Annotated in this window: 21 protein-coding genes and 2 tRNA genes; 7 read left to right on the top strand and 16 right to left on the bottom strand. The window is 47.8% G+C overall.

The window, feature by feature from the left end; genetic code table 11:
- Positions 1 to 241: 241 nt before the first annotated feature.
- Genes PISL_RS05815 through PISL_RS05800 form a run of 4 tightly spaced genes read right to left on the bottom strand, consistent with a single transcriptional unit; the run spans position 242 to position 2,367 of the window.
- Positions 242 to 742, bottom strand: a complete 501-nt coding sequence (locus PISL_RS05815; protein ID WP_011762876.1) for a hypothetical protein — start codon at positions 740 to 742, stop codon at positions 242 to 244.
- On the bottom strand, positions 739 to 1,032 hold the full coding sequence (locus tag PISL_RS05810) for a DUF211 domain-containing protein (RefSeq protein ID WP_011762875.1): 294 nt from the start codon (positions 1,030 to 1,032) through the stop codon (positions 739 to 741). Before PISL_RS05810 ends, PISL_RS05815 begins: the two co-directional genes overlap by 4 nt.
- A 40-nt stretch (positions 1,033 to 1,072) precedes the next feature.
- On the bottom strand, positions 1,073 to 2,059 hold the full coding sequence (locus PISL_RS05805) for an RNA-guided pseudouridylation complex pseudouridine synthase subunit Cbf5 (protein WP_011762874.1): 987 nt from the start codon (positions 2,057 to 2,059) through the stop codon (positions 1,073 to 1,075).
- Positions 2,056 to 2,367: a 50S ribosomal protein L14e gene (locus tag PISL_RS05800; protein WP_011762873.1), complete on the bottom strand. Its 312-nt coding sequence runs from the start codon at positions 2,365 to 2,367 to the stop codon at positions 2,056 to 2,058. The genes PISL_RS05805 and PISL_RS05800 overlap by 4 nt, the downstream gene beginning before the upstream one ends.
- Positions 2,368 to 2,692: 325 nt before the next feature.
- On the opposite strand from PISL_RS05800, the gene PISL_RS05795 reads away from it, so the two are divergent.
- The 5 genes from PISL_RS05795 to PISL_RS05780 all read left to right on the top strand — a co-directional run bounded on the left by PISL_RS05795 (position 2,693) and on the right by PISL_RS05780 (position 4,600).
- Positions 2,693 to 3,094 (top strand): YkgJ family cysteine cluster protein, encoded by a 402-nt coding sequence (locus PISL_RS05795; protein ID WP_011762872.1) that lies wholly within the window; start codon positions 2,693 to 2,695, stop codon positions 3,092 to 3,094.
- Complete coding sequence (locus tag PISL_RS05790; protein WP_011762871.1) at positions 3,088 to 3,984, top strand: ATP-binding protein; 897 nt, start codon at positions 3,088 to 3,090, stop codon at positions 3,982 to 3,984. The genes PISL_RS05795 and PISL_RS05790 overlap by 7 nt, the downstream gene beginning before the upstream one ends.
- Complete coding sequence (locus PISL_RS05785; RefSeq protein ID WP_011762870.1) at positions 3,960 to 4,238, top strand: hypothetical protein; 279 nt, start codon at positions 3,960 to 3,962, stop codon at positions 4,236 to 4,238. The genes PISL_RS05790 and PISL_RS05785 overlap by 25 nt, the downstream gene beginning before the upstream one ends.
- A gap of 55 nt (positions 4,239 to 4,293) precedes the next feature.
- Positions 4,294 to 4,417 (top strand) — tRNA-Glu (locus tag PISL_RS10785).
- An 88-nt stretch (positions 4,418 to 4,505) separates the two neighbouring features.
- Positions 4,506 to 4,600 (top strand) — tRNA-Arg (locus tag PISL_RS05780).
- Here the strand turns inward: PISL_RS05780 and PISL_RS05775 are convergent.
- A complete protein-coding gene (locus PISL_RS05775) occupies positions 4,601 to 5,662 on the bottom strand; it encodes a Clp1/GlmU family protein (protein ID WP_011762869.1) in 1,062 nt (353 codons plus the stop codon).
- Positions 5,663 to 5,687: 25 nt separating this feature from the next.
- Here PISL_RS05775 and PISL_RS05770 point away from each other — a divergent pair, with 25 nt between their 5' ends.
- Positions 5,688 to 6,059, top strand: coding sequence for an NfeD family protein (locus PISL_RS05770; protein WP_011762868.1), 372 nt, complete (start codon positions 5,688 to 5,690; stop codon positions 6,057 to 6,059).
- On the opposite strand, the gene PISL_RS05765 is transcribed toward PISL_RS05770, so the two are convergent.
- Genes PISL_RS05765 through PISL_RS05745 form a run of 5 tightly spaced genes read right to left on the bottom strand, consistent with a single transcriptional unit; the run spans position 6,037 to position 9,296 of the window.
- On the bottom strand, positions 6,037 to 6,591 hold the full coding sequence (locus PISL_RS05765) for a hypothetical protein (protein WP_011762867.1): 555 nt from the start codon (positions 6,589 to 6,591) through the stop codon (positions 6,037 to 6,039). The genes PISL_RS05770 and PISL_RS05765 overlap by 23 nt on opposite strands.
- Positions 6,588 to 7,313, bottom strand: coding sequence for a hypothetical protein (locus PISL_RS05760; RefSeq protein ID WP_011762866.1), 726 nt, complete (start codon positions 7,311 to 7,313; stop codon positions 6,588 to 6,590). Before PISL_RS05760 ends, PISL_RS05765 begins: the two co-directional genes overlap by 4 nt.
- Positions 7,314 to 7,343: 30 nt before the next feature.
- Positions 7,344 to 8,021 (bottom strand): nucleotidyltransferase family protein, encoded by a 678-nt coding sequence (locus PISL_RS05755; RefSeq protein ID WP_011762865.1) that lies wholly within the window; start codon positions 8,019 to 8,021, stop codon positions 7,344 to 7,346.
- Positions 8,018 to 8,359: a hypothetical protein gene (locus PISL_RS05750; protein WP_011762864.1), complete on the bottom strand. Its 342-nt coding sequence runs from the start codon at positions 8,357 to 8,359 to the stop codon at positions 8,018 to 8,020. The genes PISL_RS05755 and PISL_RS05750 overlap by 4 nt, the downstream gene beginning before the upstream one ends.
- A 19-nt stretch (positions 8,360 to 8,378) precedes the next feature.
- Positions 8,379 to 9,296 carry a carbohydrate kinase family protein gene (locus tag PISL_RS05745; protein WP_011762863.1) on the bottom strand — a complete coding sequence of 306 codons (918 nt, stop codon included), beginning with the start codon at positions 9,294 to 9,296 and terminating at the stop codon, positions 8,379 to 8,381.
- A 41-nt stretch (positions 9,297 to 9,337) separates the two neighbouring features.
- On the opposite strand from PISL_RS05745, the gene PISL_RS05740 reads away from it, so the two are divergent.
- A complete protein-coding gene (locus PISL_RS05740) occupies positions 9,338 to 9,829 on the top strand; it encodes a hypothetical protein (RefSeq protein WP_011762862.1) in 492 nt (163 codons plus the stop codon).
- On the opposite strand, the gene PISL_RS05735 is transcribed toward PISL_RS05740, so the two are convergent.
- The 6 genes from PISL_RS05735 to PISL_RS05710 form a co-directional block, all read right to left on the bottom strand.
- Entirely contained in the window at positions 9,817 to 11,571 is a 1,755-nt protein-coding gene (locus PISL_RS05735; protein WP_011762861.1) for an ATP-dependent DNA ligase, read from the bottom strand. The two genes, PISL_RS05740 and PISL_RS05735, sit on opposite strands and share 13 nt — an antisense overlap.
- Positions 11,572 to 11,578: 7 nt before the next feature.
- Positions 11,579 to 12,109 carry a class IV adenylate cyclase gene (gene cyaB / locus PISL_RS05730; protein WP_011762860.1) on the bottom strand — a complete coding sequence of 177 codons (531 nt, stop codon included), beginning with the start codon at positions 12,107 to 12,109 and terminating at the stop codon, positions 11,579 to 11,581.
- Positions 12,090 to 12,869 (bottom strand): hypothetical protein, encoded by a 780-nt coding sequence (locus PISL_RS05725; protein WP_011762859.1) that lies wholly within the window; start codon positions 12,867 to 12,869, stop codon positions 12,090 to 12,092. Before PISL_RS05725 ends, cyaB begins: the two co-directional genes overlap by 20 nt.
- Before the next feature lie 29 nt (positions 12,870 to 12,898).
- On the bottom strand, positions 12,899 to 13,495 hold the full coding sequence (locus PISL_RS05720; protein WP_011762858.1) for an AMMECR1 domain-containing protein: 597 nt from the start codon (positions 13,493 to 13,495) through the stop codon (positions 12,899 to 12,901).
- Between the two features lie 62 nt (positions 13,496 to 13,557).
- Positions 13,558 to 21,528: a hypothetical protein gene (locus PISL_RS05715; RefSeq protein WP_011762857.1), complete on the bottom strand. Its 7,971-nt coding sequence runs from the start codon at positions 21,526 to 21,528 to the stop codon at positions 13,558 to 13,560.
- 38 nt (positions 21,529 to 21,566) lie between these two features.
- Positions 21,567 to 23,483, bottom strand: coding sequence for a hypothetical protein (locus tag PISL_RS05710; protein WP_011762856.1), 1,917 nt, complete (start codon positions 23,481 to 23,483; stop codon positions 21,567 to 21,569).
- Positions 23,484 to 23,494: the final 11 nt, after the last annotated feature.

Here is a 23,494-nt window from a genome sequence, read left to right as displayed (position 1 = left end):
ACCTCCGCTATTTACAACAAAAAGCCTCGTCCTTTGGGAACGTCCACATCCTGACGGCCTATATGGCATATAAGAGAAATGGGTTCTGCGAAACGAAGGGGGCTCTGCCCCTCGCAGGGGGCCGTGTCGCCCGTGCCAGAGGTAGCTTAGTTGTTAGTGAAAGTGCAGTCAATGAGAAACCCTAAGCGGGGAAAGCGGTCGTACACGGCAGAGACAATATATATTGCCGACGTTAGAGACTTTAAGCTGTAAATACGGGAAATGTCAGACCAATAACTATGCCCACTCCAACTGCGACAGCAGACATTAGTGCAAATTCTATAAATTCCCTCCAGGAGCCGCCGGCAAGTAGGTAACTTGAAGTTAAAACGGCGACTATGATCGCGTATAGAGCCGCATGTGTTGTGAAACAAGCTGGTATTAACACAATAGTTGCGCCTAGAAATGATGCGACGAAGTTATATACGGCTGATTTAGATGTGTAGTAGAGAGCGCGGCTATGTATAAGCGTCCACCCGCGCGTCTCTTCTCTTAGCGAGACTTTGTAAGAGAGCTCACGCACCTCGCGCATTTGGTGTGAAAACTCTGCCACAAATACAGTAAGCGCATTTATAGATGCCACAACCATTGCAAGAGAGAGTGCAAATCCTAGATCTAGCGTACCGCCTTTAAACACTAGGGAGGCTGAGAGAGTACCTGCGCTTATCATTCCATCTATCACGCCGAGGACTAGATATCTCACGTCGTCGTCCCGGCCTCCGGTATATACTCGCCTACAACAACTTCATCTATTGAATGTACGACACCCCCGACTTTCTCCAGAGCCTTCTCTAGTTCGTCGTAGTCAACGTTTACGCCCTCTACTACAATGGCGAGACCTAACACGTCGACGTCTACGTCGTCTACTGTAACACGTACAGCTTTAACGCCTTCTACTTTGTAAAGCTCTTTTGCCACATCTACTATAGTGACGCCTTTAGTAGGTATGGCGGCGTCTATTACAATACGACGTATTGGCGGACGATCCCCCACATTTGTCTATATACATTTCTACTTTTTAAGCTTTTGAGCTCTACGTCTGCTGTTTTCTCTTCCACATAGGGGGGTACGTCCCCCGCCGCATAATAACTCTATCTACACGCGCGACAAGCCCCCTCTCCATTTTTTTAGCCTCCTCACTTTCAACCAACGCTCTGCCAAACCCTATAAGTTCGTCTTTTAATGTAAAAAACGCCACAAGCTCGCCTTTCGAAAACGGCGTTTCAAATTTAACAACACCAGGAGCTGCCAAAGGCGCTCCGTTACACAATGCGTCAACTGCGCTGTCTCTAACCCATATCTTAGGGAGGTGACGCGCAATTTCTTCAATTGGAAGTAGAACCCTCCTCAAATATGTGTCATCTCCATACCTCCTCCATATGTAATACGCATCTGCCACATCTTGTAAAGCCACAGTCTCGTCTTCAGTATAGCAAGATACAGCTATACGGCGTAGCTCCCTCATGTTAGCTCCCACGCCCAACACCTCGCCTATGTCGTGAATCAACTTTCTCGCATATGTCCCCGCTTCTACATGCATTTTTATAACGGCATATCTGCCGTCTAATTCCAGAAGCTCTAGAGAATACACGTGGCGAGTTCTAAGCTGTCTTTTTACAGAGGAACGTAAAGGAGGCTTTTGATATATAACGCCCTGAAACTCGTTTAAAACAGCTTTGAGCTTCTCCTCATCTACATCGCCGTGGAATTTCGCCACGGCTACATACACCTTGTCAGAACGCGATAAAGCAAGCAGGGCCTTAGTCCCCTCAGCGACGGCAATAGGCAAAACCCCAGAGACTTTGGGATCCAGCGTGCCGGCGTGCCCAGCCCGCTCTACGCCGAGAATTTTCTTAACCCACGCGGCAACTTCATGACTACTAGGCCCCCTCGGCTTGTCTATTAAAACCAGCGAGTATCTTATATATTCCTCTGTCGTACGTTTAGAAGGCGGCTTGCCCCACTCAGGGTTTGTAGACTCCTGGGTTTTTACAAAGATCTCTCTATTTCCGCACTTCACTTAACCTCTGCGCTAGTTATACCGAAGAACTTCGGCTTTACTTTCTCGCGCATGTACTCCACAAGGCCTGCGGCTTCGACAGCCTTTAATACCTCTTCGTCCGACGCCCCCCTCTTGATATCTATCTTTTTATCTGTGGGTTCTATATGGTTAATATTTACGCGTCTCCGTCTCACGCCTGTAAGTTGCTTAGGGCCTGTAATTACGACATAGTTTTCATCTACTATATCTACCACAACAGCCTTTCTCCCAGCCTCTCTACCTAAAACTTTTACAACTACTCTACCTATGTCAATAACCTTAACCATAGGGGGAAAAAGATGGGGGTTTTAAAAGTCTTAATGCAACGCACTTATTTCTTTTTCTCCTCTTTCTTTTCCTCTTTCTTCTCTTTCTTCATGTGTTTTCGCCAAGTGAAATATATTTAAGTGTTACTTTAAAAATATATAAATTGGGCTTTAGGAATTCAATGAGGGCAAAGGACATATAGTACATATGTACAAGAGATGTTAAAAGTTAGCATATTTACAATTATCCTAGGGACATTATCCTAAAGTAAATCTAAGAAGATAGAAAATACTTTTTATCTACATCTAAGGCGGATGACTTAAAAGGGGGATGTCGTAAAGATGTGTGTTTACATGCCCCATTAGCTGTCCCTCTGAGTGTTGTAAATTTGAAAATCTCGAAGATATGCCCGTGGTACTTGAAGACGAAATTCCAACGCTTCAAAAAGAAGCTGAAAAACTAGGCGTAAAACTCACCTTTATTCCCTATGGCGAATACAACGGGGTAAAGCTCTACAAGTGGGTAATAAACGGCTGGTGTCCATTCTATAGGGGGAGGTGTATAATACACACGAAAAAGCCTCTCTCCTGTAGGATGTTTCCACTAGTCTTAAATCTAAAAACTGGCGAGATATATTTATCGGAAAAATGTACATGGGTTAAAATAAACGGGCCAAAACCCCTCGAATATTTTCCAAGTGAAAAAGAGGCGTTGAAAAGATTGGCAATTAGGCTAAAGATATGGTAGAGTTTATAATAAACTACAGTGGATATAGCGAAGATGATAAACTAGCTATAGCAGTAGGCTTGTCTATGACGTTTAGACAAGTGTTAGTAGAGGCGAGGCCAAGCGCCGAGGCTTTAGAAGCTATAAAAAACGGCGTATGGGGCGCGCTTTTGATAACGCCATGTCCCAGCGATCTTCCCTGTTTTAAAGATGTTGAAGACGCCGTCAACTACTCCGAGGTCTATTCCACACCTGTGGGATACGAGGGGCCTCTGCCCAAAGTCGCGAGGCGTAGAACTTCCACATTTAACAAACACTATCTCAAGCCATGGAGGTGGGCGCGAGGTGGAGAGAAAATGGAGGTGGGCCACTATCTTCTACCGCTTATGGCATGTTTATATAGACAGCTTAAGCTATTAGACGCCGTGCCCATAGTCGTATCTGACGTAAGACTACAGCCCAGCGGCGTCTCACAACCTGACTATATGGTGATACCCACGTGGCACATTCCAAACGAAGTTGCAGAAGTCGTTGATGTATATATGCCCCCGCTTAAAGCTACGGCAATTGCCCTCGGAATATTAACCGGCGGATACAACGCCGGGCCTGTAATTGCTATAGCAAAAACGCGGGATTACCTCGCGCCTAAAGTTGTTGAAATGGGCGGCTACGTCGTAATACTTGACGAAGCAAGCGATCCCTGCCAGTTGTTCTCCAGACGCATCGTCGGCTATAGTTACAAGAGGAGACAATATGTCGTAGACCCCTCACTCTGTGATAAATGTGGCGAATGTCTAAAGACGTCGTGTCCCGCCATCACGCCCTCTCCCCTCGGCGTGCCACAAATACTCCAGACGTGCACAGGATGTGGCGCATGTGCGTTATTATGTACAAGAGGAGCTATACACTAAGGGTAGACAGAGATAAAGTAGTTATAAATGAGAAAGAAATAGGCCTAGACCTAAAGCCCATAGAGCTACTACTCGCCGCGTTGGCATATGGAGTTGGCATTCGCCATGTCGATAAAACAGGCAAGCCCTACGAGATTAAATGTGAAGTTGATGGATATAACATTATATGTAAGGCCAAGTGCACGGGGGAGGAAGAGAGGTGTCTAGTATACCGAGCGCTTACAGAGGGACTGCTGAAGTTTATATGCGAGTAACGAAGAAAAGTATTTATCCCAGAGACTTATTAGAAAACGCCCCGGCTAGACGGGGGCCGTAGCCAGCCGGCTACCCCAGCCGGTAGTCTAGCCCGGTCAAGGATGTGGGCAGGTGGCTGAGAGGCTACCCCATAACTTTCGAGCCCGTGACCCGGGTTCAAATCCCGGCCGGGGCACCATTAATTTTGTGCCGACTCTGTATGTAGATCCTTCTAACAGCACGTTAGCTATGTTAAAGTTTTTTAAAGGCGGGAAATGTAATTGGGAGGGCCCGTAGCTCAGCCTGGATGGAGCGGCGGAGGACTTGTGGTCCGCCGAGCCTGCGGAGCCGTAGGTCGTGGGTTCAAATCCCACCGGGCCCGCTAGGGTAACGGCTCTAGCTCTTCTAGAGTCTGGGGGTCTAACCTGATTTTTCCAATACGTATCTCGTCAAAGTCTGTTGTTGTTACATATGCGACTATCTTAGGCTCGAATTTTTCCACTATGGCGTATCCAACCAACTTCCCGTTTTTATACAAAGCGGCGAATATATGTCTTAAATAGTGGTGCGGCACTATAAACTCACGGCCTTTTTTCTGAGGCTCGCTAACGTCGGCGGGGGTGTATCTCCCCCAAGGACAGACGAGCCCCTTCTCCCACTTACAAACAGCCATTTTTTCTAGATCTATCTGAGTCTTTTCTATGAGTTTTACATGTCTTCTGTATGATAAATTTCGCAATTCTCTCCTCTCTTGTGGGCCGCGGGGGAGGACATGGCGTGGTTTAGATATGAGGCGGCCGGGAAGGGCGGCCTCTCCAATGTTTATCACTGTTGGCTCTACTGCGTCGACTACAGCCCTAAGTAGTTGGAGACCTCTGCCTGTGGTCCACCCGGGGGTGTTTATTACAACTAGGTGGGGGTATTGCGCAATAGATCTTCTGACTCCCCAGACAACCCCTGCCACAAGTAACTCCTCGACTCCCTGGAGATTTGTCGTACCGACGAAATATGCGTCGTATGGCTCTAGCTCCGAGATATGTGGGATGGGGGATGTGGTACAACTATAGGATACAAAACCAGGCGGCCCTATGTCTGACTGGCCTACGTCTGCATCGACTATACATACCTTTTTGCCTTGGGAAGTGTGTATATTTACTAAGTATGTAGATAGGCTACTCTTCCCCGCGTCTGTCGGCCCGACTAGTGCGACTACGCCGCTGAGTTCTAAATGCCAATCTTGCGGTATGGCAGATCCGTTTACAATAGCCACTACGCCGCTTTCTATTGTAAAAACCGCAGGGCCTTCGACGGGATATTGTTTGTGAGGGGGGATTTCAAATCTGTGGAAGACGCCGCCGAATACTCTACATGGCTCTCGACATTCCACTGTGGCGGGGCCTCTTAGAAGAGCCGTATAGCCCTGTGGTACTACTACTGTAGACATATTAATCTATGGGTGGGGGCAATATATGTCTCGTCTCGTCACAATAGTGGCGTTGCTTGACGAACTATTGCTTTTTTCAGCCCCTGTAATTATAGCATTTCTCCTCTATATATTTGGCGTAATCCCGCTTTGGATTGTCGTTGTACTATCGGCGCCTTTTTTAGTCATTACGGCATATATAGGGATTAAGGTATTTAAAGAAACGCCAAGAGAGTACAGCTATCTGGGCGGGAGGGGCGTGGTGGTAGAAGACCTCAAGCCAGAGGGCGTGGTGAAAATAGAGGGCGTTTATTGGAGAGCCGTATGTCTCAGTTGTGAGGCGGCTGTCGGCACATGTGTTGAACTTCTTGACGTAAAAAACGGACGTGCCTATGTCAGGCCTTGCCAGGATATGTGATGAGGTTTAGCAACTCCCATGTATGTTTCATTATAGAGATTTCGTGTTTAATTTTTGTATAAGTCTCGTCATCTATTTTCCCAGCCGCTTTAGCCTCCTCAATTTTTTTCTCAAGCTCGACAAGGTCAAACTTAGCTAGATACTCTTTAGTAAGCGCCCTGGACCAGAAGTAGAGCACTCTGCCCTCTATCTCAGAAACTTTTTGTGTAAGCGCATTGAGCTTTTCTTGGTACTCCTCAATTTTCTTCTGTAGCTCTGTAGAAAGGTCGAGATAGTCTTTTTCCGGTATCAAGCCAAGCTCTCTCTTAGCCAACAATAACTCAAGCTCTCTCTTTAGGCTCTCTACGACGTTTTTCAGCTGGTCGATTCTAACTTTTATCTTTGGCAAATCTGCATCCCACCCGGCCTTGGCTCTTGAGGCAGATTCTACAAAAGCTCTCCAAGTGTCTTCAATACCCTTAAGTCTCTCGTCATATTGCGAAAGTAATTTTTCCAATTCGCCAAGGGCTAAATATGCGACGTCTAAGCTCATTTTAACAACTCCTCTAGCTCTTTCTTAAGTTTTTCGTATGTCTCTTGCGATATCTTCCCCTCTTTCAGCAATTCGTCGAGTTTAGAAAGAGAGAGTTTTAGTGAGATTACCTCTGCGTTTGTAGAAGTAGAGAGCACTCTTTTGAAATGCGCGCCGAGGTTTTCCTCCAAGGCGGCGTATTTAGATCTAACCTCGTCTAAAAGCCCCTTTAGACTCTCTAGTTTTGTCTCAAGCTCTCTCTTGATGTTTTCATAGGCGTCTTGTGGCATAAAGTCCTTCTTTAGCTCCACCTCGGCCAGCATCTTTTCATAGTCGCCGATTGTTTTATTTAGAATCTCTTGCGCCCTCACAAGCGTCATCTTTTCTACCTCCCACTGTTTTCTCGCCCCAATCACGCTGCTTTCATACTCCTTCCACATATCGTCAAGTTTTTTCACTAAGTCGTCGTATTTTAAAACAACATTATCGACAGCGGGCTTAATCGCCTTTTCAAACTCAGTCTCTGCCTTCTCTGGCGCAAGAGGAATAACCTCTGTAAGAGGCTTCGGCGCCTCCTCAGGCTTGGGCGCCGCTGGCTTCTTCTCCTCTCGCGAAAATCTGATAAAGATAGGACATTCCGTATAGTTGCCTATACAATACCAACTAAACGGGTCTATCGGCTTATTACTGTAGCTACATATAAATCCGCTTTCTACCCGCCTAAGAGCTGGGCATACACTCATCGCATATAAATAGTGGAAAATATATATTTGTTACGGCTTCAAACTCTCTAGTCTTACCTCCTGTATTTTTGCCAAATCTTCTAACGTCCCCACGTCGTAGAAAAACGCCTCTTTAGCCACATAAACAGCTACGTTTGGAATAAGCGATTTGGCAAGGGCGTCCATATCTAAATACTCCTCCCCCAACTTTTTTATAACTTTGTCAGAGATTATGTAAACTCCTGTTGACGTTATATATTCAAAACTCGGCTTTTCTCTCCAAGACTTCAACATCCCGCCGTCTACCTCCAAAACCCCAAAGCGTAGGGAGACCTTGTGTATCTGTCCGACAATAGTTAGGAGAGCTCCCCTAGATTTGTGAAGCTCAGCCGGTTTTTTTAAATCTAGGTTTGTCAACACGTCTGTATTAACAACAACGACGTCGCCGTCGGCCCACTCTTTTGTATAATACAACTGGCCGGCGGTCCCAAGCAACTTCCGCGACTTGAAGAAAACTACATCTGGGTGAAACTGCGAGAGATATCTCTCTAACACATCTTGCATATGGTACCCCACGACAGCTATATCTCTCACGCCGTTTAACCTAAGCCACTCGATAACATAATCAACGAGGGGCTTTGTCCCAATTGTAACTAGAGCTTTAGGCACTAGAAAAGTCAACGGTCTTAACCTAGTGCCGAGGCCGGCCGCCAGAATTACAGCTTTCACAAATAGTCGCCAAGTCCCTGTCTTTTTAAATGTACTCTAATTTTCTCAACCTCCTTCTCTATCTTTTTAACCTCGGCCAAGATATCTCTTTTCGTCTCCTCCCCCCCTGCGGGTTTGTATGTACAATACCCCTCCGGCGTCATAGCCCTCGCCTCGCAATAGGCGTATTGACACTTAGCTCCTATACATTCGTCGTTTAGCCATGTGCACCAAAACACTATTTTATTTCCCTTAATCATAGGCTTGAGGGCCTTCTTTCCACATCTAAACAAGGAGGTGCCGTTTGGGCCGAAGGCGCATCTAGGGCCTAGACATAAAGTTTTTTGTTGAGCCACCATCTATAATACAACCATATATTTAAATCTTGTAGCCAAGCGACTCTAGAAAAGCGACAACTTCGCTATAGCGGGGAGAAGACCGCGCCCCCGGCCTAGTTACTTTTATAGCGGCGGCTGCGTTAGCAAAGAGCAGTTTTTCATATAGATCTCTCCCCCTTAGATACATGGCTACATAAGCGGCGGCGAAACAGTCCCCCGCCCCTGTTGTATCCACAGCGTCTAACTTAAAGGCGTCTACATGTAGTAGTCTCCTGCCGTCAAAAGCCACCGCGCCCCTAGGCCCCAGGGTCACTACAAGCTCTCTTACAGAAAGCTCCTTTGCAAGTTTTTCAACTGCCGTCTTGTGGTCATGTGAATTAGCAAGTAACTTAGCCTCTACCTGATTCATAAAGACTATATCTATGCCATTTACAACAGCTTTAACTATATCAAGGCCTTTTTTCGCAAGAGCAGTCCCCCCATCTAATGACACTGTGGCTCCTATTTCTTTAGCAATTTCCTTCGCCTTTAGAATAAGCTCTGTCCTTCCTGTAGCTAAATGTATATGTCGGAAGCCGCGGAATTTTTCTATTGTCAAATCGGCTGGAGATAGGCCTAGGTTTGCGCCTCTATACGACAACATTCTTTTTACCCCGTCGGGGTGTACTAACACAATAACTACGCCAGATCTTACGCCAGCCACTCTTTTCACATAGGAGACATCAACGCCCTCAGACCTCAGCTCTCTTAGCGATAGCTCACCTAGCGGGTCTTCGCCGACTGCGCCTATAAATCTAACGCCAAGCCCCAGCCTAGCCGCCGCGACAGAGAAATTAGCCGCCGAGCCTCCCCCGCCTGTGTATAAATCGAGGACTTCTACATTTTCGTCAGGCCCTGGCAGTTCAGAAACTTTGAGATATATGTCGAAGTTTAAATTTCCAACTGATACTACGTCCACACCTCTTCTAAATTTTAAATATAAATACTGTGGGGTTAAATGTGGATGTCCAAAAGATGTTAGAAATTAGGAAGATACTAGAGGAGAAGATCGCCCAGCTACAGCAAGAGCTCAAGCTCTACACCGCCCTATTGGAGATTTTAGACAAGTCTATTGGAGAGAAGTCTTTCTCCACGGCGGCGCAAGTGGCAAAGCCAGAGGCTGTGGAAGAGGTAAAAGGTAGAGGCGGCGAGATATATGCAACTGTAGAGGTGTATAGAGACTATCTCTATATTAAGTTCAAGGAGCCGGTGAAATTAGACGGCCTCTTCAAGAGGTTTTTCCTTGACAAATTCCTACAGAAGTATAGAGAGGAAGACGCAAAAGAGGTCAGACAGGGGTCGCTAAAACAAGAGGAGGTGCTTAGGTATGAGCTAGAGGGCGGCGAGACTGAGACAACAGCGATGAAGATATATAACTATAGAACTGAAGAGAGGAGGCGGGAAATACTTAGGGTTTTGAGATGGACGCTTGAGAAAGTCTACTCGGGCTGAGCTACCTTTTTCTGTCTCTTATAGAGCTCTATCATCTCAGACACAGTCGTGGCTTGTTCAGGCGATTTATCTGTCCTATAGCGGCCTGTAAATCTTGGGAATCTAATGGCCAGGCCGACCCCCGGCTTTACAGCCCCTAGACAACAAGTGTGGAGAGGCGACAGCGTAATCTCCGCGCCGATGACTTCAATTACAACCTGAGGCGTAAACCAAACGTCGGGCTCCATCTTAGAGACAACTCTCGGATGTCTATGTGGTATTTTATACGGCTGCAACATCTCGTACATTTTTTTAAGGTCGGCGTCTGTAAATCCGCTCCCCACTTTACAGACTGTGTAAAACATGTCTGTGGCTGGGTCATACGCCGCGAGGAGAAAAGCGCCGTAGAGCCCGGCGCGTTTTCCTCTGCCATAGAAAGCGCCTACTACTACTAAATCTACTGTGTCTATCATCTCGCTTTTGTAATCTCTCTTGTATTTAATCCAGTTCCACCCCCTGGCCCCCATTTCATATACCGACGTAGGCGATTTACAAACGAGGCCCTCCATGCCTAGAGAGACGGCCTCGTGGAAAAACACATCTATCTCCTCTGCGTCGTCAAAAACCCTCCACTTAGCTATCGACACCTTCTCCGTCTCTTGTACAACCTCCGACAGTCTCACTCTACGATATATAAGAGGCTCGTTTGTTAAATCCTCGCCATCTATATACAGTAGGTCAAAGAGGTTGAGAACCACTGGGTACATCTCCACTGCAACAGCCACCTCGTGTTTTCTCTTTCTATGCATAAGTTCTTGAAACGGCAGCATATCGCCTGTGTCGGGGTCTATAGCTACAATCTCCCCCTCTAAGATAGCCTCTCTAGCTGAGACAGCCTCTCTCACAGCTTTAACTACGTCTGGGTAGGCGTGTGTAATATCTTCAAGTCTCCTACTGAATATCTTCACAACGCCCTCTTTTAGATGGATCTGCGCCCTCTCCCCATCGTATTTATATTCACATATGGCAGAGCCCCCCAGTTTAGCTAAAATCTCAGAAGAGGAGGAAAGTCTCTGCGCCAACATTGGGAGGACGGGCACGCCCGGCGTAATTTTAATCTCCTCAAGCGGCCTCCCTTCTGCCACGTGGCGCGCCAGTTTGCCCAAGTCTGGATAAATGTGGTAAGCCCTCTCTAGAGCCTCTTTATCTACGCCAAAGGCGTCAGACAACGCCTCTATCAACGTCATATCTGCAACACCCAGCCTTAGTTTGCCTACGACAAATCTAGCGATATATTTAGCCTCCTCTGGCGAGGCTTTTGCAAAAAGCGACGCCAATAGAGAGATCTTCATGTCCTGCGCCCCCTCTCCAGACGCTTGCGCAACTTTAAGAAGTGTGTCATATACTTCAGACACCTCCAGCGGCTTTTGTTGGCCAAAGGCCAAGAGACCAGGGCGCTTGGCTGTTGACAGCGCTTTTCTAGCCGCCTCTCCTACGTCGCCCGTCTTTTTATAAAGCGCCTCGAGTTCAGATATAGAAACTCCCGTCGCTTTAGAAACCGCCCTAAGACACAACTTCTCCGCAACCCCCAGCTCCACCCCCTCCCACGGGGGTCTTAAATCGCCTAAGACAAAGTAGATTATTTTATCTATTTCCTCAGGCCGCGCCTTCTTAAAAAGAGAAGTTAAAAGCTTAACCATAGTGGTCCTCTGGGTGGTAGACTCTACGGCGGCTAGAGTTTTGACAAGTTCTCCAAACTGCACGTATAACCTACCTCCCAGATTTAAAAGTGTTGAGAAAAAGCTCGAGATATGTCTCTCTAACCTCCTCGCCCACCCCCAGCCTCGCCGCCAGTCTCCTAATCTCTGCCACAGCCTCTGCAACCTCCCCCTCCCCCTCTACCACCTTCTCAATCTCGACAAACTCGCCAAGGCCCTCTACTTGGTCAAGAGATATGGTAAAACCCCCGCCTCTGTAATACTCACGCCTCTTCTTTATCCTAGCCACAGCCACAAACCCCAGTTTTTCAAAAATCTCGACTATTGAAACGTCGGCGGCGGCTGAAAGCTCAACCCTAGTCTTGCCGCCGAAACCCATGCGGGGACCTTTATAAGTAACTCCGACACGCCCCCCCGAAATTCTCACTCTCAACGCCTCGTCTGTCGAAGCGAAATCTCTACAGGGGTGTTGGAAATATATATCCTCCTCCCACCCAGCCGCCACGAGAGAAAAACCAAGCGACTTTAGACGCTCTCTAACAGAGCCTAGATCCGCCCTGTATTTAACCTCCACTTCTAACATATTGTTTACAAGGCGGCGAGGCGGGGTTAGAAATAGTAAATCCAAAGAGGAAACACCGCGAGGTCAACTGGCCGTAGTACGCACACTCGGCGCAGTTATCCGGGCGGCCGAGGACAAGTTTTACAACTGCAGTGAGGGGCCTCGGGGCTTCCACAAGCCGAGGCGGCTCGGGGGGTCTAGCCGGCGGGGCCTCCGCCGCCGGGAGACGTGGGGGCTCCGGCCTCGCGGCCTCTGGAGCGGGGGGTGGCAACTCCACTGGGCGGGGGGCCTCAGGCGGCTTTGGCAACTCTACTGGAGGCGGCCGCGGAGGCTCCGGAGGCTTAAGAGACTCAGGCGCCGGCTCTAGCGGACGCACCTCTACCGGCTGTATAGGCGCCGGCGTGGGCCTAGGCGGGACGAGCTCAATTGTAGAGAGTTCTGGAAACTCCGCCCTAGCTCTATCTTGCACTGCCTTAAGGACTGCGTCTATAGATAAATCGCCCTCCCCCACTTTAGCTCCGTCTACTACCACGGCGGGGAATTTCGTAATGCCATATTTCTTCAACATATTGACTAAAGATCTATAGTGGGGCGGCACTTTATCCGGCGGCTCTCCCACTAATTTAATTACTTGCTCCACCGCGTCGGGCCTTATCTTTACAGTGGCAAGCCTCACCTTGTCAGGCCTTTGGACATGAGCCCTAAGCTCTTCGACAACTTTCTTAAGGGCGTTTTCAAGCTCGGCGCTTTGCCCAGCTACTACAAACAACTCTATGTACATTGGGAAAAAAGGCGCAGTAGTATAAAAGCTTAACGTACAACTTCTAGAAATTGTTTAATAACACGAGATTTCCAAAGCTCACGTTCAATAACCTCCCCCTCGGGGTGTAGCTCGTAGAAAATACGTGTAGAAAATCTATACAACCTCTCGGGGGGCCCCGCCATAGACTCAATATACCTCAAGAGAGCCTCGCCAAGGATCTTCCTCTCTATCATAGTCTGTGGAAGTACGACAACCCTCCGCTGGCCAGCCACTGCGTACACCCCCTCCCTCCCCCACTCAAAGCCGGCAAGCCCGCCGTCCCACTCCCTAAGCTCTTCCACAAGAGTGACCTCTATGACAGACCTCCTAAGGTCAAACTCAGTAAACCGGGGGATGGCATATACAAGCTTAGCCGCAATCTTCGCCGTGTCATACGCCAGGTCTTTAAACGGCTCTACCACCCCAAGCGACCCCCTAACCTCCCTCCTCTCAAACCCACCCGACCTCACAATAGCCTCCACAGTGACAAACACCCCACTCTTCATGCCAGAAAGAAGGGGGTGAGACTCGGGGAGGGGCTGGCCGCGGAGCTTAGCCAACATGGCAGAACGTACGTGAGAGACAAGCGCCTGACCGAGAGACATAGAAAAATGAGGAGAGAGAAGTTAAAAAAGTTGGGGAGTAATACGAGAAAAAGCGGGGTTTATTACTTCGGCGGGGCTAATATCTGCATTAGACGTCTCCTCCTCCAGTTGTTGTACTCAATTATCAATATCGCCAGTATCACAACGACCACCAGCAACAACAGGCCGTACAGCACCAGCGTCGGCAACGGAATTCTAGTACCACCAATGTCAAGCCCGGCGGTGCCAGGCACCACCACCTGTATGTTCTTCACCTCGCCTGGATTCAGCGTGATCTGAGCAGAAGCCTCCTTGCCTAGCGCCTGCACCTTTATACTGTAGGTCCCGGCAAGCACTTCTACATCCTTCGGCGGCGTGGAGAACATCAACGACAGTGGGCCAGTCAGCTCTACAGAAGAGACGTAGCGGTCAAGAGGCTTTTTGTCATCGTCAACGGCAGTCACGCTCAGCTTAGCGGTGGGCACTTGCACAGCCGCAGTCACGGTCTGGCCCGGCTGGACGTTGACAGTCTGGCTGAACTCCTTGCCGAAGACTGAAGTCTTCACTGTGTATGTGCCGGCTAGCACCTCTACGGGCCCTATGCTACCCTGACCGCTTGTTACGCCGACGACTTGGACAGTCCAGTCGCTCCTCACGTTGCCAAAGCCGTCCACCACCTGGGCCACGATCTTAGCAGTGGGTATCTTGATCCTCACCACCATCTGCGGGCCCTTGGCCACAAAGGTTGTGGTATTGGTGTAGCCGAGACCTGTTGCACGAGCTACATACTGTTGACCATCTACCAACTCAGTAGCCACCTGGCCCATGCCAGTGGCGACGTTTTCTACAACCACAGGCCAGTCACTTCTTACATTACCAAAGCCGTCAATCACTTGCACAACCACCTTCACAGTAGACACAGGAATCTGTAGAGACAGCGCCTTCTGTTTTAACTCAAGCGTCTGTTCTTTGACTAACGCCTTGCCATTTGGCGCAATTGCGTTTGTAATCACTCTCACGACATACGGCTGGTCTAACACATCAGTCCTCGGCAATACAACTTGCACCTGGCCGGCACCTTGGGCGGCGGTTAGATTGCCGTAGAGCACTTGCACAGTCCAGTCGCTCCTCGGAGCGCCGCTGGCATCAACAGCTTGTATCGTCACTACGCCGGTCAGCCCAAGCTCGGCGAAGTCAAGACCAGCTAGTAAGTCAGTGGTCTTGCCGCTGAACACAAGCGCCTTGCCGCCCTTAACAGGCACCTCCTGGCCGCCCAACGTCACATGAGTCACATAGATCTCAACCGGGTATTCAACAGACACAGGCACCTTGCCGCCGAGCACCATCACACCGCCAGATATGGTAAACGGAATCTTGATGTCTTTCTTAGTGCCGTTGAGGAACTCCACGCCCTTAATCAACAAATAGCCTCTAGTAGCGCTGTTCTTCACAGGTATCTCGGTGGCGTACCTCACAGTAGCCACCACGTTCCAGCCGGTGGACGGCACCGAGGCGCCGCGTTGTATCTCAAATCTGCCGGCGGCCACTAGGGCGCCAGATTGGTCATAGACGAAGTAGTAGTAGCTGGTAGGCGGAATCTGCGACAGCACGCCAGTTGAGTACTTCGAAATCCTCAGATCCACAACCTGTGCGCCACCGTCGGCGCCGGTCTTATTAGCTGCATTTACCAACTGGCCGACAGTTGAAGTATCAACTACTTTAACGTACATGTTCGTCAACGGTCTCCCAGCGTCATCTTTCACAGTGACAGTCAACGGATAGACGTAGGTTCTAATCTTGTTATTCGTAGATGCATCGCCAAGTTCGGTAACATCTCTCTGTATCAACTGGTCGTAAATCCATATGGTGAACTCAGGCTTGCCTCTTAACAACTCTACCAGATAGCCATTGTACCAAGCCACTCTCACCACGTTGGAGAGCCCGATGTTTGATAGATCTGGCAACGGATATACCAATCTGCCAAGACTGTTGCTGTAGACCACTGCGTAGAGTCTACCGGATTTGTCAAACAGCGCCACGGTCTGGTTAGCCAACGGTCTGTCATTCCAATCACGTATTTCTTTCAGCGGTAAAGTTGGGAATCCGAATACATACTTGTAGTCAAAGTCGTCGCTTCTCACAGTTAGATCGCCCCATCTGCCTCTAGTCCACTCGGCGATCTTCCTGCCGAGTATATTGTAAGTCCACTCTGAGGTTTCGGCATGGCTCGCATATAGCACGTTCTGGACGAAGTACTTAGACTCCAACGGCCTTAGGTATTTAGCTACATCTACATCGCCTAGGCCGAAGTATTTAGCCGCGTCTAAGAGTCCGGCGTGGTAAGCGTTTAAGCCATATTCATAGTTAGGCTGTATAAGTCTGAAGTTCCATACATCCTGTGCGCTTATCATGTAGGTTCTGCCAAAGCCATAGGCACTTAACAGAGTTCTGTTGGTCTTCCCAGCGTCTACGCGTAACAACGGCATGGGTATCGGATACTTGTAGTCGCCGTATCTAACATTTAGCGAGCTGACGACAATTGGGAAGTCAGCTGTGTTCTGCACAGTTAATGCATCAAGCGCAACAGTAGGCAGTTTGAAGGCTCCACCAGCAAGCCACATAGCAGTCGAGTTCCACATGGGGACTTTTGTGTAGTTGCTTAATACTAATGCGCTTGTGCCAGATGCGCCAAAGCCAAGACCTATAATTCTGCCAAAGCCGTCAAACTCGTCTAAGAAGGTCTGTGTAGTCCATCCGGCTGGACATACATTCGGTATGTAGTTGACTACTAGATACTTCTCGAATTTGTATATGTTAATCGTGACTTTGTCATCTTTGACAGTGTATTGATAATACTTAGTGCCTAATGCAGGGCCTTGGCCGTAGTCTGGATTAGCCGCAATAATCCACAGTCTGGCAATGCGAGAGCCAGCGACAGAGGTCTTGCCGTACCAAGACGGCAAGAGGGCAATTTCGCCAGCCTTTACAACATAGGTGATAGGCGTCCCAAACCCACCATATGTGTCGAATGTCTCTTGGAATCCGCTGGCATTAGATAGATCCTTGTCTATTGCGTATACCACTGTCGTTGGATCAATACGCTCAAGTGCGCCAGGCGCCGAGGGAACTGCACATTCATACATAGACACAGTCTTGTAGTTGGCTGCGAGAGGTACCAGCTTAGTTGCACAGACGTCGTAAGGCCCGGCGGTGGGGTCAGACATATAGAAGTCGATTACATATCTAACAGCTAGGTTCTTAGTAGCAATTGCATAGGCCTTCTCAGCCACTTTTCCAAAGTTTAGTGGCAATGTTACTACCACCCTCGTACCTCTTGCGCCAGCTAGTATCTCAGTGAGGTTATACACCTTGTAGTCAATTAAAGTTCCGTTGGTAAAGTACGCAGTTATGTTTACATAGGCCTTCCCGCCGCCTGTCGTCTTCCAAGGCAGTTCTACTCTCAAAGTGCGGTAGTTAACAACCTCGACTCCTGTCAACGTCAGCGTATAGGTGTATTTGTCATCCTCTCCTACTTGTGTTACTCCGGCCGCAGTGGCACACTTCTGTGTCAAGCCAGTGTAAGCTAAGACTCTTAGTATATCGTTTCTCTCAACGACGTTTGTAGCGTGGTAGAGGACGTTGTACTGCGCAAAACGCCAGTCATATGGCACTAAGAACCATCTATCAAAGCTCACAGCATATTCTGTGCTAGGCACAGCAGTTACAGTAATAGTCTGAGTGGTATAAGTCCTATTAGTTGCAACATAGCTAACAGCCGCAGGACACGTTCCGGCATTTACAGTAATTTTTAGGCCATTTGTGCCTGGCGCTATCTGTATGCTGCCGCATTTAGCATTTATTGTCAATACAATTGTATAGTTGGCGTTTATAGTTGTCGTGTAATTCGTCACATAGACGTTGTTGATAACTACAAGACTACCGTTGATAACTAACTGCGGCTGGACATTCTCAGCTCCATTATATGAAGTTAACTTTACATATGTCGCGTTGTTTGAGGGATCCGCCTCTATCTTGGCGCCTACTAGTGTAATTGATAGAGTCTGGCCCGCCGGCACTTGTAGCGAGCCGCTAGCAGTTGTATCGCTGTATGATCTGTAGGTGTAAGTCGTTGTTGAATATCTGTTTAATATGGTAAATTGGTACTTGGGCGTAGTCGCGTTGCGGATGACGACTAGGTTCGGCAGATATACAAAGTCGCCGCCAAACTGGGCGGGCACATAACTTCCATATGGCGCTTTGTCTTTCAAAGCCCCGCCAGCCCATGCAGTGACGTTGTCATTAAATTGCTGAGCCGTGCCTTTGACTAATTCGTTGTTTAATAAATAAGCAAGCGAGTATGTGGTGTACGTTGTATTGAACGGCGCTATTAGTTGTGGCACTAGAGACTTGTTTACAAACATTCCATCTGTCTTATTAAGCGCGAGGCCAAGGTATACATCTGTAATTGTAAATCCTACAAAGGTGTCGACCGGCAGTCTCATACTCTTTGTATAAGTCGTTACGTTAATCGGGTAGACGTCTGTCTTTATATCGACTAACGGTCCTGTAATTGTGACGTAGTCGTCAAATACCTTCTGGCCTAGGTACCATACGACAAACCTCAGTCTCTGGCCTTTCATAAATAGCCTGGCGATCTCGACAGCGCCGGCTTGCGAAGGCTTCATCTGGCATATATCGATTATATCCTTGGGCTGTTGCGAAGTGAGGAGGTAAACCGCGGCATATCTATCTGTCGACGCATTGGCAATATAGCCCGCCATTGCGGCCAGGGCATAGGCGTTTATAGCTCTGGAGTAGTTAGCTGTTGTATACTGTGGACATCCGAGCGCCTTCTTTGTCTCATCTAGGTACTTAGACGCCAAGCTGAGGTAGATACTACGCATCCCAGTGATGCCGATGGCGCGGAAGTCTGTCAAGATCTTGAAGTCGCCGATGGAGTAATCTCTCCATATTGAGGCATAGTCATATGGACTGTATTCATCTGCTAATACTAGTGTTACATTTAACAAGAACGGCCTTGTGGCTTGTGGGTACGGGCCGAGGAACACTGGCTGGCTTCTTAATAGATACTTCCCAGTCTTGTCAAAGACTCTAACAACGATGTCATAAACTTCTACTGGCAGATCTATTGCACTCTTTGCACATATATATTTAGTAGCATTAGAGGCATCAAGTAACATAGTCTTGCTGTAAACTACCAAGCCGCTGTCAAAAACTCCTCTTGTGCCAAGCGTATAGACGTTGTCTCCAGGCGAGAAGCCCAATGCCTTAGCGTAGGAGCTGTAGTCGTTCTTATTGATAATCTGCTCATAGGTGTACGACCACCTCTTGTCAGAAGTTGGCACTATTGTCCTTACCTGTACTTTGAAGGGCACTCCTATGGGTACATTTGGCATATAGGCGTACCCGTCCTTGTTAGAAATACTCCTGGCGATCTCCACATTTCCAGTGCTAAATATCCTTACTACAAAGCCCATTAGAGGCTCCTTCAGTGGGTCGTATTCGACAGATACAGCTTGGCTCCAAACTCTGAAGTTTAGCGGCGCAATAGGTAGATATATCACAGGCTTCTTAACAACGCCAAACTTAATCGGTATGTTAAACCAGACGGGCGCTGAAGCCGGAAGCTTTGCTAAGTCGTCCACTGGATACAGCGTGTAGCCGAAGTAATTTAGCACAACATAGGCCGATATGTACCCACCTTTGAGATCTAACTGCGGGTTGCCCCATTCATCAATCGGCACCATTATGTCGACAGGCACCTCACTGCCCACCGGCAGTTTGGCAATAGTTATGTTCTTCCCGCCTATCTTCATTATTAGAGATATACTGGCGCCTGCAAACCCAGCGCTCACGCCCATCACTGGGTTGCCACATGCGTCTTTCATTAAGATGTTCTGGAAGATCCTCGCGATTGCTATGTGTATAACATGTTCCCTATCATAGAATCTGCCTGGCGTGACGATTTGCACTGCGTACATATCTGTATGCATATTATCATCATATACAGCTTGTAAGGCGTCCCCAGCCTTAGAGTGGTATAATAACCCGCTTGCATTAATAACTGGATAGTAGGCGACTACGTTGGCTGTGCCTACTAGAGCATCTCCGCTGTAGATTCTGAACTTATATGCGTAGCTACCGACAAGGCCTATCTGGAAAGGCTTGAAGAAGTCCGCGTTTGCGGCAACGTCCGAGTAATTGAAGTACTTTATCACACCGCCAGTTGTGAGGTTGGCGACTAAAGGCGGCATTGGCAAGTATCCACTTGCGTTAAACAAAGAGAGTAACGACGCCTTTACATTCCCGACAAGGCCGGGAACCGGCTGGTAGGGCGGTAGTACCCAGATGACTTGGCCAAGCCACGGGTCGTATGAGATAGCGCCGTCGTAGGCCATTCTATTAATATACATCGTATCGCCTGTTACTTCAAATCTTAGAGATGCCAAGTCAAGTGGGTCTGTATAGAAGTACTCCCTTGGAGTAGGCACCGACGGCGGCAGACTGTAATTACTCCATCTCCACAGCCTTATCTGAACCGGCAAGACAGACACATTTAATACACCCTGGAAGTTGGCAAGCTCGGCGAGTGCGACTTCAAGTACAACTGCCTTTACAGAGTCCTGGCCCGCCGTATATGAGTATTCAACCACAAGTTTAGATGTTAAGTCCGCAGTAGATACTTTAGCATTGTCATTTGTTAACTGTAACTGGCCGCCTAATCTCGCAAGTGTTACAGGTTCGTAGAGCTTGAGCACCGCCTGTCTAAACTCATTGGGGCCTAGAGTTCTGTAGCAGTACATTATATCTGTGAATGTTTTTATTGTACCACAAACTTGGTTTAATACAGCTTTTACATCTGATAGATCTAATCTCCAAGAAGCTTGTGCCCTATCTAAAGTCACCCAGCTGTCTCCAACTCTAAGCTGGATCTTGTATCTAAAGTTCTCTGGGTTAAATATGGGATTGCCCTTTAGGTCAAGGAGTCCGGTAATTTTTACCGTATACATGGTCATGTTCCATATTATGAGACCACATGACATTGGCGCACTCACGCTTGTGCCAGGGCCTGCGGTCTTGTTTAATGTAATAGCCACATACCTAAGGCCTCCGAAGGCAGTAAATTGGTCATTCTTGCTCTGGATAACGACGCCTCTCAAGCCTTCAATTGTGATGTATACGTAGTGGTTAAAGAACACCTTTGTGGGGTCTATAGTTACAGTTTTGCCTGGGCCTCCCAGAGATATTACATACGTGCTGAGGTATGCAAATGGCCCAAATACAACGTTTACATTAGGGTCGTAGCCCACCACATAGTTAGTCGGCCCTCTGGCGGGGCCGACGTTGTCGTCAAGTGTAATTGTAGTGCCCGCTATTGTGATAGTTCTTGTCAAAGTTAACGTGAAGGGCTTGCCTAGTGTGTTAATCCCTATGTAGTATGTGTGGATTACGCTTGAAGAAAGGTTGCCGAATCTATTTGCTCCGTTTGTCACTTTTATTACACCCCACGGGCCTGTGTATGTCTTCGTATCTGTTAGGTCGGGTCTGCCGCTTAGGTTGCCAATTACGTCTATAAACGTAGCGTTTGTGAACGTCTGGTTGTAGATTAAGAAATAGTAACCGGGCCTAGGCCACTCGACGACAATCGCCACGTACCAATTTGTCCTCTTTGTAACATCTACACCAGCCGGTACGTTGATGTTGAAAGTCACAAAGCCTGTAGAGTTGGCCACTGCAGATACTCTGTAGTCTTGGAATACCGGTGGGTAGACCGGGCTTGAAGCAGTTTCACGTATGATTAGAGTGAAATTTTTACCTGCTGCAAAGCTATATGGCGGGTAGTTTGCCAGACCCTTGGACCAGGGCGTGCAGAGTGGATAGCCTAACCCAGCCGCCGCTCTTGCGTCGTTTATCTGCATTACTACGTTGAATGCCGAAGGTAAGGCCTGGCCGGGGCCATATTGAGCGTAGGCGATTGCTGTTAGGACTGTCAGTAGTAGGAGTGCCAGTATTGTCTTTGTTTGGTTATGCATAACTCACTGAATGCAGAGTATTTAAAAAGTTTTCCCCTCTATTGTGATATTACGATAGTCGCTGTGAGAGCTCCTTCTATCTGTATTTCGCCTCTCCTTATGTATACTCTCAAGAGGTTTCCTCCCTTGTCTATTACCTCTACGTAATCTCCGTTCCAAACTATTGACTGGGGTCTATCACTGTCGGTTCTTGCAAATGATGAAAGTAGTCGGTAGACATACTCTGTAGCAAACTCGTCGGCGGCGGTTGGTTTGTCTTTGTACAGAATAGGCGGCACGAGCTCCGTGGGTACGTTACAACTGTATTGAGCACCGTCAAATAAAACTCTGGTTAATGATAACGGAGCTGTAGTGAATTCCAGGTATATATTATGCCCAGCTATATTTAGCGTGAGTTGGCCGCTTATTCCCTCGATTTTTCCTCTATAGTCCCCCGTAGAGATGCCACGTGCTGAATTTACTGTTAAATCCCCATATATAGCCCTGCCCGTCTGTGTATAAGTAAGCACGCCTGAAACTCTTAACATATCTAGTACAACGTCAGTGGCTACACTACCTGCTCTACAGCTTATTTTCAAGCCTAAGAGTTTTCTACCGTCTTCAAACTCTATTTTTAAGATGTCTTTTACCGTTATTTTTGGAGGGATTAATTGAACAGCTGTTTTTAAGCTATATTTTGTAGAATTTACCTTAACCTCTAGCGTGGTTTCGCCAGGAGCTTGTACAGTAGTTGTAAAGTTTTTTGCTATTGTCTCACCTGGCGACAAGCTATAATACTTAACTCCCTCTGGATCTTCCACAGCTAGGTTGACCGTTCTCTTTGTGGCGTTTGTGGTAATTACGTAGCCCCAGGTCAAAGCCAGAGTCTTTCCAATGCTTGATACAGATGTCTCATCTGTCGAATTTGGAAGTGGCCAGCTTCTCCTCAGCTCTGGGCTCCATATAACAATCTCAACTCTGGGGGCTATAACCCTGGCTCTTATTCCGTAATATAGCGTCGTATTTAAGTCTCCACTTATTCTAAACTTCACCGTGTATAAACCTGCTGCCGATATAGTAACAGCTTTTGATATGTTCGCCTCCTCTTGTGGCTTTAGCGTCACGGCTCTGCCATCTATGTCTAAATTCGCTGTGGCGTTTCCCACGTTTTTTATCCAGAGCCACGCTGTATAGGTCTCACCTGGCACTGCCTCTACGTCTCCTTGACCTCCGATTTTCCATAGAACGTTTGCCGCGTAGTAACTAACCATTACGGGCACGGCCACTCCGCCAACATTTACAACGTAGGCTCCCGCCGCGTCGATTTTAAGCGTTTTGTTTATTACCTTTTCTTCCCCCGGCTTTATCTCAACCCCCTCTACCCACGCCGTGAGATTGCCGACATTTTTAATTCTCACGCCTGTTGTTACCACGGCGGGTAACTTTGTTACATTGATATAAAGCGGCGTGGCCTCTAGCCTTTCTCTGTAATAGTATACTTTAATAACTTTCATATGCTTACTGCCGTTTATCACAGTCTCTACGGTATAGTCTCCGGCCCATCTGGCTAATAGCGATGAGTTTATCCTCAGCGTCTCTCCAGGCGCTATTTTATACGGTTTATCCCATATGATTACAGTCCCCGTGCCATTCCCTACATTTCTTATTACTATAGTGTAATTTATCCGAAGTGGTAGTGTGGTCGTGTTTATTGTTTGCGGCACCAATACCTCTACTCTTATGTCCGGCAGATATACAGCGTTGGGCTTAGTCATCTGCGGTTTTTCCGTAGTCGTAGTGGTAGTTTCAATAGGTTTGGGAGCTGGAGATGTCGGAGTAGTTGTTGACGTTGGAGTAATCAGAGTTGTAGAGCGTGTAGTTTCGTGAGTTGTTTCGGGTGGCGTGTAGAGTTGAGGCGTGAAGTATACGGCTACTAGGATTAGCCCCAGGGTGAGTAGAAGTATTTCTTTCTTCATCAGACTCCCCA

The sequence above is a fragment of the Pyrobaculum islandicum DSM 4184 genome (genome assembly GCF_000015205.1).
Classification (GTDB): Archaea; Thermoproteota; Thermoprotei; order Thermoproteales; family Thermoproteaceae; genus Pyrobaculum; species Pyrobaculum islandicum.
Note: the sequence above shows the minus strand (reverse complement) of the source record. Positions and strands in the feature narration are given on the sequence as shown.

Bases quoted from the DNA above. Each gene is read 5' to 3' on its own strand.
- PISL_RS05800 (WP_011762873.1), bottom strand. From the start codon at position 2,367: ATGGTTAAGGTTATTGACATAGGTAGAGTAGTTGTAAAAGTTTTAGGT.
- PISL_RS05790 (WP_011762871.1), top strand. From the start codon at position 3,088: ATGGTAGAGTTTATAATAAACTACAGTGGATATAGCGAAGATGATAAA.
- PISL_RS05785 (WP_011762870.1), top strand. From the start codon at position 3,960: ATGTACAAGAGGAGCTATACACTAAGGGTAGACAGAGATAAAGTAGTT.
- PISL_RS05775 (WP_011762869.1), bottom strand. From the start codon at position 5,662: ATGTCTACAGTAGTAGTACCACAGGGCTATACGGCTCTTCTAAGAGGC.
- PISL_RS05770 (WP_011762868.1), top strand. From the start codon at position 5,688: ATGTCTCGTCTCGTCACAATAGTGGCGTTGCTTGACGAACTATTGCTT.
- PISL_RS05765 (WP_011762867.1), bottom strand. From the start codon at position 6,591: ATGAGCTTAGACGTCGCATATTTAGCCCTTGGCGAATTGGAAAAATTA.
- PISL_RS05760 (WP_011762866.1), bottom strand. From the start codon at position 7,313: ATGAGTGTATGCCCAGCTCTTAGGCGGGTAGAAAGCGGATTTATATGT.
- PISL_RS05750 (WP_011762864.1), bottom strand. From the start codon at position 8,359: ATGGTGGCTCAACAAAAAACTTTATGTCTAGGCCCTAGATGCGCCTTC.
- cyaB (WP_011762860.1), bottom strand. From the start codon at position 12,109: ATGTTAGAAGTGGAGGTTAAATACAGGGCGGATCTAGGCTCTGTTAGA.
- PISL_RS05725 (WP_011762859.1), bottom strand. From the start codon at position 12,869: ATGTACATAGAGTTGTTTGTAGTAGCTGGGCAAAGCGCCGAGCTTGAA.
- PISL_RS05720 (WP_011762858.1), bottom strand. From the start codon at position 13,495: ATGTCTCTCGGTCAGGCGCTTGTCTCTCACGTACGTTCTGCCATGTTG.
- PISL_RS05715 (WP_011762857.1), bottom strand. From the start codon at position 21,528: ATGCATAACCAAACAAAGACAATACTGGCACTCCTACTACTGACAGTC.
- PISL_RS05710 (WP_011762856.1), bottom strand. From the start codon at position 23,483: ATGAAGAAAGAAATACTTCTACTCACCCTGGGGCTAATCCTAGTAGCC.